The 11,901-nt window shown below is 61.1% G+C and carries 9 protein-coding genes; 6 read left to right on the forward strand and 3 right to left on the reverse strand.

Features of this window, described 5'->3' with window-relative positions; all coding sequences use genetic code 11:
* Window positions 1-71: 71 nt before the first annotated feature.
* Window positions 72-2,045 carry an APC family permease gene (locus P3T20_RS02695; RefSeq protein WP_074269102.1) on the reverse strand — a complete coding sequence of 658 codons (1,974 nt, stop codon included), beginning with the start codon at window positions 2,043-2,045 and terminating at the stop codon, window positions 72-74.
* A 374-nt stretch (window positions 2,046-2,419) separates the two neighbouring features.
* On the opposite strand from P3T20_RS02695, the gene P3T20_RS02700 reads away from it, so the two are divergent.
* Genes P3T20_RS02700 through P3T20_RS02715 form a run of 4 tightly spaced genes read left to right on the forward strand, consistent with a single transcriptional unit; the run spans window position 2,420 to window position 6,599 of the window.
* Entirely contained in the window at window positions 2,420-4,771 is a 2,352-nt protein-coding gene (locus P3T20_RS02700; protein WP_074269103.1) for a TonB-dependent receptor, read from the forward strand.
* A 52-nt stretch (window positions 4,772-4,823) separates the two neighbouring features.
* Window positions 4,824-5,429, forward strand: a complete 606-nt coding sequence (locus tag P3T20_RS02705; RefSeq protein ID WP_074269104.1) for a MotA/TolQ/ExbB proton channel family protein — start codon at window positions 4,824-4,826, stop codon at window positions 5,427-5,429.
* The gene (locus P3T20_RS02710; protein ID WP_074269105.1) at window positions 5,426-5,824 is read left to right on the forward strand and encodes an ExbD/TolR family protein; all 399 of its coding nucleotides are present in this window, start codon (window positions 5,426-5,428) and stop codon (window positions 5,822-5,824) included. Before P3T20_RS02705 ends, P3T20_RS02710 begins: the two co-directional genes overlap by 4 nt.
* A gap of 4 nt (window positions 5,825-5,828) precedes the next feature.
* Window positions 5,829-6,599 carry an energy transducer TonB gene (locus P3T20_RS02715; protein ID WP_074269518.1) on the forward strand — a complete coding sequence of 257 codons (771 nt, stop codon included), beginning with the start codon at window positions 5,829-5,831 and terminating at the stop codon, window positions 6,597-6,599.
* Window positions 6,600-6,633: 34 nt separating this feature from the next.
* Here P3T20_RS02715 and P3T20_RS02720 read toward each other — a convergent pair whose 3' ends face one another.
* Window positions 6,634-8,043 (reverse strand): DUF2252 domain-containing protein, encoded by a 1,410-nt coding sequence (locus P3T20_RS02720; protein WP_074269106.1) that lies wholly within the window; start codon window positions 8,041-8,043, stop codon window positions 6,634-6,636.
* A gap of 416 nt (window positions 8,044-8,459) precedes the next feature.
* Window positions 8,460-9,902: a M23 family metallopeptidase gene (locus P3T20_RS02725; RefSeq protein ID WP_429285974.1), complete on the reverse strand. Its 1,443-nt coding sequence runs from the start codon at window positions 9,900-9,902 to the stop codon at window positions 8,460-8,462.
* Between the two features lie 511 nt (window positions 9,903-10,413).
* Here P3T20_RS02725 and P3T20_RS02730 point away from each other — a divergent pair.
* Window positions 10,414-10,956, forward strand: coding sequence for an outer membrane protein (locus P3T20_RS02730; protein WP_429285975.1), 543 nt, complete (start codon window positions 10,414-10,416; stop codon window positions 10,954-10,956).
* 341 nt (window positions 10,957-11,297) lie between these two features.
* Complete coding sequence (locus P3T20_RS02735; protein ID WP_429285976.1) at window positions 11,298-11,876, forward strand: phosphatase PAP2 family protein; 579 nt, start codon at window positions 11,298-11,300, stop codon at window positions 11,874-11,876.
* Window positions 11,877-11,901: the final 25 nt, after the last annotated feature.

The following is an 11,901-nucleotide window of genomic DNA, read 5'->3' on the forward strand; positions in this document are numbered from 1 at the left end:
TCCGCCAACGTACCACGTCTGCGCTTTCGGCGGCGGCGAGACGCACCTGTCCGCTTACGCTCACCTGACGCTCACCCGACATTCATCGGCAATAGCACCATCTGTCTGCCTTGCTGATGCAGGCGCGTCTGGATTTCGACGGGGGTCTGGTTATGCAGCCATGCGGTCAGGAAGTTGACCCGCTTGAAGATCAGCTTGCTGGCGAAGCACACGCTGTTCGGAAACTCGTCCATGGTGCTATCGGCCAGCTTCATGAATTCGATCACCGGATGCGTGCCGAAGGCGACGCGATAATCGGCGGCGATGCCATGCTGACGACAAAACCCGACGTAGTACGCCAGCGATGCGGTGATGGTTTGCTGCAAGCGCTGCAGGTTTTCTTCGCCTTCGTAGCTCTTCGCGTCCACCTCGCCCACCGCGAGAAACACGATGTTTTTGAAGTGGCCAGGAAACAGGCGGTTGACCCACAGCAGCGCATGCATACTCGCGCCGCGATGCTTGCCGACCAGCAGGATAGCGGTAGGCAGCGAGGGATCGGGCTCGAGTGGCGCGGCGGCGTCGGAGAGCGCCGGCGGCGCGCCGGAGAACAACGCATCCTCCTTGGCGAGTTGCGCGCGCGTATCGCTGTAGTGGCGTCTGATGAGGAAGCACAGCGCCACCACGGCGCTTGTCACCAGCACGGTCAGCCAACCTCCTGCGGTGAATTTCTCGATCAGCGTGATCACCAGCACCGTGCTCGTCACAGCCAGTCCAAGCGCCGAGAGAGCGAAGTGCCGCACCCAACTCCGGCTTTCGCGACGATGCTTCCACCAGTAAGTGCACAGGCCCAGCAGCGACAAGCTGAAAGTCAGGAACACATTGATGCTGTACAGCACCACGAGGATGTCCACGTTGCCGTGCGTCCACATCAGGATCGCCAGACTCGCAACGCCCATTACGACAATGCCGTTCTGCCGCACGAGGCGCGTCGACAGATCGCGAAAGTGGCGCGGCACCCATGAATCCGCAGCCATGTTCGACAGCACCGCGGGACCATCGAGAAAGCCGGTTTGCGCGCCCACGAGCAACAGACCCGCTTCGAAAGCGAGCACGGCGGCCAGCAAGGCATGACGAGCGAACGCCGAGCCCAGGCCGAGGTGATCGATCACGCTGCCGAACACCACGGCGTTAAGCGTTTGCCCTTCCACTGGCGTTGCATGCCACAGCATGTATAGCAGGATGATGCCGCCCGCCGTAAATGCCAACGAGGTGGCCATGTAGAACATCGTGACCTTGCCCGCCGGCACGCGCGGTTCGGCCAGCATGTTGACGTTGTTGGATACAGCTTCAAGACCGGTGTAGGTGCCGCCGCCCAACGAGAACGCACGCATCAGCAACGCCACGACCACCAGCGGTCCGAGCCCATGCGACATGCTATGCGCTTCGGCCACCGCGTCCGGCACGACCGCGGCCAGATGATTGCCGTGTACGGCGACGCCGTAGACGATCAACCCCAGGTGCAACACTACAAAGCCCATGAAGATCGGCAGCAGGACCATGATGGATTCCCGCATACCGCGAAAGTTGAGACCTGTCATTAGCACGATCAGGATCAGTTCGGTAGCGAGCTTGAACTCCTGTGCACTGACCGGCAGCAGACTGAAAAAAGCATCCACACCGCTTGCCAGCGAGGTCGCTACCGTCAGCACGTAATCGACCAGCAGCGCGGCGCCTGACACGAGTCCTGGGCGCGGTCCCAGCAGCGCCGTGGCGACCCTGTAGCCGCCTCCGCCGGTCGGGAACAGTTCGATGACCTGGTTATAGCCGAGCGCGATGATGAACACCGTCGCCGCAGTGGCGAAGGCCAGCAACAACGCAAGCTGGGTATGCTGGCCAAGTGCGAGAAACGCCTCTTCCGGCCCGTAACACGACGAAGACAAACCGTCGGCACCTAGCCCAACCCAGGCCAGGATCGGCGTAACGGCGATCGCATGACGGGTGCGGGGATCCAGGGGATCGAGCGGTTTGCCGAAGAGCAGTTGCCAGATCCTGTTGACTGCTGTCATGGCGTCTCCCGGCGAGAGTGTCGTCGACCTGCGTTGCATGGAAATGTAGAGCAGTTACGGGTTATCTGCCAGACGGCCTTACCCGTGATGCGACAACGCGTGAGCCGCTCTCGCTGATCGGGTCAAGTCTCGTCGTTGCACGAGATGGCCCTTCCTTTCAACCTGGCTTCGATTTGCTGTCGGATCGCGCAGCAGGTATTTCGATGTGTGCGTTCTTCCCCGCCACAGATTCGAATCCGCGATTGCACAAACAATTTGTTATGTTATAACATCACGAAATTCGCAGACCGGACCCACGCCTGAAACACGGCGCTTACCGCTAAGTACGGCCAGTCCGGCGCGACAAGAGGATCATCCACTCGCACAACAAGAACATGAAACATCACATACTCATCTCGCGTGCCGTGTTGCTGCTGTTTGCGCAGACGGTTTCGCTGCACGCGCTTGCCGCCTCCGCAGGCGCCCCGTTGACCGGTACCGTCACCGATACGCAGGGACACGCGGTCGACAACGCCGCGGTGTCGATTCAGGATGCCGACGGCCACACGCTCGCGCAAACGCACACCGGCCACGACGGCCGTTTCGCGCTGTCCGACGTCCAGCCCGGCACCTACGCGGTCACCGTCAACGCGAAAGGCTTCGGGTCGAATACCAGCATCGCCACCGTCGACGGCAACACGCCTCCCGCGCTGAAAGTCGCGCTCGAAAAAGGCAGCGCAATCGACGTCAATGTTCAGGCGCAGCGCCTCAACGAGGCCCGCAACGGCCTGCAACCGGACGTCGGCGCGAGCGTCTACCGCTTCACGCAAGCGGACATCCAGGCGCTGCCGCAAGGGGACAACACGCCTATCAACCAGGTGTTGCTGCAGGCGCCGGGCGTCGCCAACGATTCGTATGGCCAGCTCCACGTACGCGGCGATCACGCGGACCTGCAATACCGGATCAACGGCATCATCATCCCCGAACCGATCAGCGGCTTTGGGCAGTCGCTCGATACGCACATCGTCGATCAGGTCAACCTCATCACCGGTGCGCTGCCGGCGCAGTACGGCTACAAGACGGCCGGCATCGTCGACATTACGACGAAGTCGGGAGATCTCGGCAACGGCGGCTCCGTCGATGTCTATGGCGGCAGCCATCAGACACTGCAGAGCAGCGCCGACGTCTACGGATCGGAAGGTGCGCTCAGCTATTTCTTCACCGGCTCGCTCGGCGAAAACAACCTCGGCATCGAGGCGCCGACTGCGGACGGTAGTCCGATACACGATCACACGCGCCAAGGTAACGGCTTCGGCTATCTGTCGTACATCATCAATCCGCTCACTCGCGTGACGTTGATGGCGGGCACGGCCGCCAATCAGTTCCAGCTGCCGAACACGCCAGGCCTGCCGACCAATTTCGCGCTCGCCGGCCACGCGACCTTCAACTCCGCCGATCTGAACGAAACGCAGTCGGAGCTGAACAACTTCGGAGTACTAGCGTTGCAGGGCACCAATGGCGGCGCACTCGACTATCAGGTGTCGCTGTTCACGCGCTATACGCGGACCCAGTTCAATCCGGACCCCATCGGCGATCTGATGTTCAACGGGGTGGCCTCGACCGACTTCCGCAGCAACCAGGCCGAGGGCGTGCAGGCCGATACGACGTTCCGGCTCAACGACGCACACACGTTACGTGGCGGCGTGTGGGTCGAGCAGGAGCACGCCGTCTTCAGCGACAATGTTTCCGTGTTCCCCACCGACGCCAACGGCAATCAGAGCTCGGACGTCCCGTTCAACATCAACGACGCGGGTGCCAACACGGGCTATCTGTATAGCGCGTACCTGCAGGACGAATGGAAGCTCAATAGCAAGCTGACGTTGAACTACGGTCTGCGTTACGACGGCATGGACGAGTTTGTGCACGCCAGCCAGTTGAGTCCGCGTATCGGCCTCGTATTCGAGCCGACCAACGCCACCACGCTGCATGCCGGTTATTCGCGCTACTTCACACCACCTGATTTCGAACTGGTCTCTGCTACCACGGTCTCCCGTTTCGTCGGCACGACCAATCAGAGCGAGGTGTCCGCGGACAGCCCGGTGCAGCCCGAGCGCAGCGACTATTTCGACATCGGCGTGACGCAGCGCATCACGCCCGCGTTGACCATCGGCCTCGACGCTTACTACAAGATCGCAAGAAACCTGCTCGACGAAGGACAGTTCGGCACCGCGCTAATCAATACGCCGTTCAACTACCAGTACGGCCGCGTGTATGGGCTCGAATTCACCACCAACTACAAGCAGGGCAACGTCTCCGCGTATCTGAATCTCGCGTATAGCAAGGCCCAGGGCAAGGACGTCGATTCGGCGCAGTTCAACTTCTCCGCGGCCGAACTCGCGTATATCGCCAATAACTGGGTGTTCCTCGACCACGATCAGCGCGTGACCGTGTCGCTCGGTGGTGCCTATGAACTGGGGAGGACCACGTTCACTGCCGACGCGATCGTGGGCAGCGGCTTGCGCAGCGGCTTTGCGAACACCGACAAGCTGCCGTGGTACGGACAGCTCAATCTGGCCGTGATCCAGCATTTCAACGAACCGATCGTCGGCAAGTTCGATGTCCGCCTCGTGGTGATCAATGCAATCAACAGCGTGTATGAACTGCGCGACGGCTCGGGCATCGGTGTCGAAGCTCCGCAATTCGGTCCGCAGCGCGCGATTTACGCCGGCATCACCAAGCTGTTCTGAGAGCGGTGCCGATAGCGCTGACGCCAGTAAAGAAACACGAAGGAGCCTGACCATGAACGACTGGACCAATCTCGCCGACGCGGCACGCCTCGGTGGCTGGGTAATCTATCCGCTGACGGTGCTGGCGATCGTCGCGCTCGCCATCACGCTCGACCGGGCATATGCGTTCTGGCGGTTTGCAAGCATGCCCGGATTGGTGGACCTCACGCAGCTTCCCGGTAGCCTGCCAAAACAGCACGCATTCAGCCGGATTGGCCAGTTGCTGCGCGACCCGCGGACTCCGTTGTGGCGCATCGAAACGCGGGTCGAGGCTGCCGCCGCGCAGATCGAGCGTGATATGAGCCGCGGCTTGTGGCTGCTGGAGACCATCGTGACGGCGGCGCCGCTGCTCGGACTGCTCGGCACGATCGTCGGCATGATGCATTCGTTCAAACTGATCGGCGGCGATGGCCTGGTGAATCCGTCGGGCGTCACCGGCGGCGTCGCGCAGGCGCTGATCGCCACCGCGATTGGCCTTGTCATCGCTCTCGTCGCGCTGTTTGCGTTTAACTTCTTTTCGCGCCGTATCGATCGTCTGATGGACGAACTCGAATCGTTCGCCAACGAGTCGCTCAGCGACCTGCGCCTCGCTAGCGAAAGCGCGGGCCTTCCGTCATGAAACTGCGGCGCTCACGCCGCTCGAAGCGCGGCCGCATCGAAATCATTCCGATGATCGATGTGATGTTCTTTCTGCTGGCGACCTTCATGCTGACCTCGCTGGCCATGCAGCGTCTGGACGCCGTGCGGATCAACCTGCCGCAAGGACGCGCGCAACAGATGACCCAGGACAAGCCGCTGACGCTGTCGGTGAACGAGGCCAATCAGGTATTTATCAATCAGCAGGCCGTGCGGCTCGATCAGGTCACGCCGACGATCGCGCGCCTGTTGCGTCCCGACGCCAACGTGGTGGTCGCCGCCGACGATCACGCGTCGCATGGTGTCGTCGTGCAGGCCATGCTGGCCGCACGCCAGGCTGGAGCCGAGCACTTTCTGGTCGCCGTGCATCGTGAATAGCGGCTTGCAACGGCTATTGGCGCTTGCTGATCGCGAGGACACGCGTTTTGCGGTCGCGTTTGTGCTGGCTGGGATGCTGTGTCTGACGCTACTGGCGCGCTCCGTGGGCTGGCTGACCACCCATGAATCTCCACCGCACACGCATGCGCCGACGACGATCGACATGCGTCTTGTCGAACTTGCGCCACCTCCGGTGCCTGCGCCGCTCACGTCCGTGCAACGAGCCGCACCTGCACAGGCGGCGCCCTCTCCGCCCGTCGCGAAGCGCACCCAGACCACCCCGGCGCCGATAACGCACGCGATCCAGCCGCCGCGTAGTAGTCCAACACAACCAAGGCAACCACCGCAGCCGCACGAAGAGGCGCACTCCCCGATTGAGCCGGCAACACCCGAGCAATCCGCAACGTCAACCACATCCGCGCGGGCAGCACCCGCAGCGGCCACGGCAAGCAACGCTGCCGCGCCGTCGAACAGCACAGCAGCCGCCACGCCCGCGCCGCCATCTGGCAGCACGCAAGCACGCCTGCTATCCCAACCGATGCCGGTACTGCCGGACGACCTGCGGGAGCAGGGTTATCAGGTCACGGCGCTCGCTCACTTCAAGGTACATGCCGACGGCACGTTCGAAGTCGAACTGGTGAAGCCTACGCAAAATCCGCGGCTCAATCAGATTCTGCTGGAAACCTTGCACCGCTGGCGCTTTTTCCCGGCAATGGAAAACGGCCACCCCGTCGAAAGCGATCAGGACGTGCGGGTGCACTTCTCGGTCAGTTGAGCGACGTCACGCCGCTCAACTGAACTGCCAGGGACTACATACGGAAATCCGCCGCCATGTCCTCGTCGCTGCGCGCTTCAAGCTCGCCGTTGCGGCAGGCTTTCATGAAGACGTCGTAGTCTTTCTCGACCTGGTCTGCGTAGGCGAGTGCGTAGTCGGTCAGCGCTTCTCCAAACTGATCGCCGCGGCCGATATAGGCGCTGATTTCAATGGCCTTGCCGCTCGCCTTCGCATGAGCACGCGCCATCACCCAGCCGCACAACTTCGCGTACCCCAGCAGGAGGTCGTTATCGAACAGCTCGATATTCGCCGAGAGCTTCATATCGCGCAGTTGCCGGAAATAGAAATGCCGGCTCGACGGGCCGGTAGCCCACCCGAGGAAGATGTCGCTCGCTGCCTGCAGCACGCGCTGCCCGCGCACGACGCGCTCGCCATCGTGCTGCAAGGTTTGTCCCTTGAAGTATTGGGCGACCACCGACTGGCGCGCTTCCTTGATCTGGAGGAAGAGCGGCTTACCCATATGATCGGTGCTCAGCAGAACCAGACAGCGCGTGCCCACGCTGCCGACGCCCACCACCTTGAACACCAGATCCTGGGCCGTAAAGTGGCTCAGCAGTTCGCGCCGGTCATGCGTCAACGTCTTCAGGTACTCGCCGTACATGGGCCCGATGAGCTTGCGCCAGTCGCCCAGAGTGAACCAGTCGTCTTCAGCCTCGAACATCGTATTGGCGCCGTGCACATGAAATAGCCCGGGCGGCGCGTCACGGATGACCAGATGGTCGCCCACGTGCTCGCACATCTTGTCGAGCATGCTCTCCTGAGTACGCCCAGCCGCCTTCTCCATGCCGCGCCTGACGGTGCGGCGGCGCTCCGGCGTCAACGCGGTTTCGGCCATGTGTTCGAACGTAATGCGCTCGTACCACAGTTCGAGCGCCCCGCATTGCGCATACTGCATCATGCGATCGCGGTATTCGCTGACCGCCGTCATCACCAGTTCGGCGGAGAAGCCGCGGCTCAGGCGCATATGCCTCGCGGCCACCACGAGACTGGCAGTCAGGCGTTTGAGATCCCATTCGAACGGACCGAGCGCCACCTCATCGAAGTCGTTCAGATCGAAGACGAGTTGCCGTTCCGGTGTCGCGAAACCGCCGAAGTTCATCAGATGGCCATCGCCGCAGATCGGCATCACGATGCCCGTGTCGGACGTCCGGCTCAGGTCGTGAGCCTGGATGATCGCACTGCCGCGAAAGAACGTGAAAGGCGAAACGGCCATGCGACCGTAGCGCAATGGCACCAGCTTCTGCACCCGCCCTTCGCTGCTTTGCTTGAGAAGATCGACCGGGTTGCGGTGGACATCGCCAGTCGCGCGATGACTCGAGCGCTTCGAATGTTCGCGCGCTGCCCGGCCGCTGGCCTCCCGTTCCGCGATGGTGCTGGCTTTCATGCTCCGCTCCGGTTATGGTGACTCGCCGCAACCGGCGTGGCTCTCAGTCCACACCGGCTGCCGTGCCGACGCGCCTTAACTGCGAACGCGCCGGATTGCACTATTCATTGTGTTCTTCGAAGATCGCCCCACTGCCACGCCGGCAAGCGCCATTGCGTTGCCGTATTAAATCCTGTGGGCAACGCGGGCGCAAGTGCATTCGCGCCGGATAGCAGAAGGGGCTGGCGCCTCGACCAGGCGCCAGCCCCTTTCTTGCGCGGCCTGGTGCTCTGCCGCGAGAAAACAGCGGACCGGCAAAGCCGGTGCTGTCATGGTTGTGTCATCGGACCGTGTCGTTAAACGAAACAGTTGCGCCCGCCCCGGAAACCTCCAAGGCTGTCAACACAGCGATGCTCAGTTCAGGTGGCTGGGGAAACTCATCGCACAGGAAACGGCGTATTCGCGGCCGTGCGCACATCGCCCGGCATTGCGGGAAGCCCGGCAAGTGCGACACTCGCCAATTGATCGAACGCGGCACGCTGGCGACCCGCCAGCGGCACCGCGCTCGAACGGCTCGTCAGCTTGAGCGGATCGGTAGGCTGGTTGTTCAGGCGAACCTCAAAGTGCAGATGCGGACCAGTCGCGACTCCCGTCTCTCCGACTGCGCCCAACGACTGTCCCTGGCTGACCTGCATGCCTGCCCTCAGTCCCTTGGCAAACGCCGATAGATGCGCGTAGTACGAGGTATAGCCCTGCGTGTGACGCAGCACGACATGATTGCCATAACCGCTGTCGTAACCAACGAACTGCACCGTGCCTGCGGAGGCAGCAACGACCGGCGTACCGGGCGCCGCAGTGAGGTCCACGCCCGTATGCAGCAGACGCTGCCCGGTCACCGGATGAATGCGGTAACCGAATGGCGAACTCACGCGCACGAAGTTCAATGGCATGGCGAACGGTTCGGCGGTCAGACGCTGGCCGTCGAACGAATAGTAGTCGCCAGCTACCCTTCCTGGCGCAACAAACCAGACCGCGCGATGAGTCTGACCCGCGAGTCGCAACTCGACCGCCGTGATGCGTACGCCGGCCGCGCTGGCCGGCTTGCCGTCGACCGGTTCATAGGCAATACGGTAGTAGTCGCCCGCTTGAGCCGGTTGAGTGGCGTCCAGACGTCCCGCAAAGATACGGCTGAGTTGCACGACCAGATCCGCCGGTAGGCCCACCGGCGTCCACGCTGCGTGCAAACCACCTTTGATCTCCCCCGCGTAGGTGTTCGTTTGCGCTGGCGGCATCTCCAACGGGGCGACGCCTGAGAGGGTGGTGGGATGAGCAACATCGGCGGCACGCGACCCGGAGGTGTCGGCGAGGCTGGCCGTCTTGCCAGTACCGACGGCTACCCGCCCGGTCCATTCGTGGGCACCCGCAGAGGGAGCCAGCGGGACGCACACGGAAGGGCTGAGCCGGCACATCTTCATCAGCACCGGCTCGTCGAGCGACAGGACAAGCGTTGGGCGCGAATGCAGATCGTCGCGAAGGAACGACAGGTTATGCAAGCCATCGAATGCCATTTGCATCACGGATGTGACTGGCCCATCGGAGGCCGGCAGACGGTTTGTGCCGTCCGGAGTCGGGGATTGCGTGCCCGGCAGCGGTCGTTGCACTGCAGGCTGGTTTGGGCCCGGCACTGACGCCTGACCGGGTGGCTTTGAAACCGCACGCGACTCGACAGGCGCGCCCAGCGTAGCAGCCAACGCGCTGCTCAGCATGAACACTCTGGCCGCAACACCCATTGGAGAAGTGCGTTTGAGATCGGGCGACGCATTCGCATCGGTGGAATGAACCGGCTCGGGGACAAGGATGTTACGTAGATACAGCCACATGATGGAGAACTCTCGCAGTCGAAAAGAAGGCTGCGGGGCATGGGCGACGGTGTAACGACACTTGGTAGCCGCGCGGAAAAGATGGCAGATCCCGTGTAGGGCATCTCTGACATCGGACTACACAGCCCGGCAACAGGAATCGAAAGTCTACTGACAGAGGAAGGTCAGAAAAATAGGAATAGTCTCGACTTGTCCTATCTGTTCGGCGTCCGCGCCCCGATACGCCGCGCGATCGCATCGATCGTAGACACCCACCGTTCATCCACGCGCCTCGACAAATATCACGTTCAAGCGATTCGTCACGGCGCTTTAATGCAGATCAATATTTACACTTGATTAACACAAATTCCATTTCGGATTACTCTTATTTGACGCTCAGGATCATGCAATTAGCCTCTCACACGCCCGTGAATTCCACAGGCAAACCGTGAATCCTGATTTTTAAAAAAAATTACATTTATAAAATAAAACGGGATTCACGTAAATTGACATTTACATTTCCGTTTCACTAATGAAGACAAAGAAGATTTTTTACACCGTTTGCACCACCACGCTCGCGATTATTCTGACCGGCCTCACGCAGGCTCATGCCGGTACCGCCCCCGAGGCAGTCCAGCCCCAAGGCAGCGAATTCTCCGGAGGGTATGTCGGCTTCAAACTTGGCGAGAACCGCTCCAACGCCTCGGGCGTCGCAGCCACAGCCAGGCACGACACAACGTTTCCCGGACTAGTCGCAGGCTACGCGTTCGATGCCGGCCCCCTGGTGCTCGGCGCCGAGGTGTTCACCGATTTCCACCATGGCTCGGCCACCGGGAAGGATGGTGGTCTCGACGCCAAACTGGGTGTTCCCGTCGGCAAACTGATGCCGTATGCGCGACTCGGCTTTACGGGCTCATGGCCGGACACGCGACTGCATGGTGGATTGGGAGTGGAATATAAGCTATCCAGTCAATTCGGACTTGCCGGCGAATGGACCGCCGACGCTTCCCGTTCAAGCGGCACTAAACGCAGAAATGACAGCTTTACTTTTGGATTAAATTATCATTTTCAATAATCCGAATATAGGATCGCAAGGTCAATTTGCTAAAAATATGGATTCGATTTCAGGGAAAGAAGAAATCTCTCCGTAAAACGCTTGTCTCAAAACGCGCGAAAACAGCGCTCTTGTCGAGGTGGGGCGAGCAAGCATTAAAGCTCAGGTGAGAAGTAGACGACCATTCAAAGCAGCGGTTGCCGGGCAGGCAGCCTCTGCTTTCCGCAGGAGGATCACGGCATTTCAGACACGTCCCATTCCAACCAAATTGTTTCTGCCGCAAAATCTCGCTCTTTCCCGTACAGCATCGTTACCGGTCACACGCAGGCCAATACGCCTTCTCAAGTATCCGAGGATCTGAAATGTGGTCTGCCATTAGCGATCTCGGCGACGCAGCCATGACGCTACCCCTTGCTGTTGCCTGCTGCGCATGGCTAGCCATGTCCTTGTCTGGCTGGCGCGCCGCGCTCGCGTGGCTGGCACCGCTTTGCGCCGGCATGTTGATGGTCGGATTGACCAAGATTCTCTATGCCGGATGCGGCGTGCAAATCCCCGCGATAGGTTTTCGCGTCATAAGCGGCCACACCATGCTTGCCTCGGCAGTCTGGCCAATGGCGTTCCTGCTTGCCTCGCGCAGCGGAACGAGCACGGGCACGCGCGCCGCATTGATGTTGGGATTCCTGCTGGCTGCATTGATCGGCACGGCCCGCGTTTTCGATCAGGCACACACGACTTCGGAAGTTATCGCGGGTTGGGCTCTGGGCGCGGTGGTGACCGTGATCTTTGTACGCTGGAAGGACACACCCGTACTCCCCTCGCGCCTGCGGCCATTCGCGATCGGCTCGATGCTGTTAGTGTCGGCGGCTGCGTATGGACACCATGCACCGATTCAAACGGCCATCGAGTCTTATTCGCCAGTTCTTTGTGAACGGCTGTTTTAGGTAACGCCCCGCCATCAGGACGGGC

Source organism: Paraburkholderia sp. GAS206C (assembly GCF_050435645.1).
Lineage (GTDB): Bacteria > Pseudomonadota > Gammaproteobacteria > Burkholderiales > Burkholderiaceae > Paraburkholderia > Paraburkholderia phenazinium_B.

What these genes read in the sequence shown, in the direction of transcription:
- P3T20_RS02705 (WP_074269104.1), top strand. Translation starts at nt 4,824, where the DNA reads ATGAACGACTGGACCAATCTCGCCGACGCGGCACGCCTCGGTGGCTGG.
- P3T20_RS02700 (WP_074269103.1), top strand. Translation starts at nt 2,420, where the DNA reads ATGAAACATCACATACTCATCTCGCGTGCCGTGTTGCTGCTGTTTGCG.
- P3T20_RS02730 (WP_429285975.1), top strand. Translation starts at nt 10,414, where the DNA reads ATGAAGACAAAGAAGATTTTTTACACCGTTTGCACCACCACGCTCGCG.
- P3T20_RS02725 (WP_429285974.1), bottom strand. Translation starts at nt 9,902, where the DNA reads ATGTGGCTGTATCTACGTAACATCCTTGTCCCCGAGCCGGTTCATTCC.
- P3T20_RS02695 (WP_074269102.1), bottom strand. Translation starts at nt 2,045, where the DNA reads ATGACAGCAGTCAACAGGATCTGGCAACTGCTCTTCGGCAAACCGCTC.
- P3T20_RS02710 (WP_074269105.1), top strand. Translation starts at nt 5,426, where the DNA reads ATGAAACTGCGGCGCTCACGCCGCTCGAAGCGCGGCCGCATCGAAATC.
- P3T20_RS02735 (WP_429285976.1), top strand. Translation starts at nt 11,298, where the DNA reads ATGTGGTCTGCCATTAGCGATCTCGGCGACGCAGCCATGACGCTACCC.
- P3T20_RS02720 (WP_074269106.1), bottom strand. Translation starts at nt 8,043, where the DNA reads ATGAAAGCCAGCACCATCGCGGAACGGGAGGCCAGCGGCCGGGCAGCG.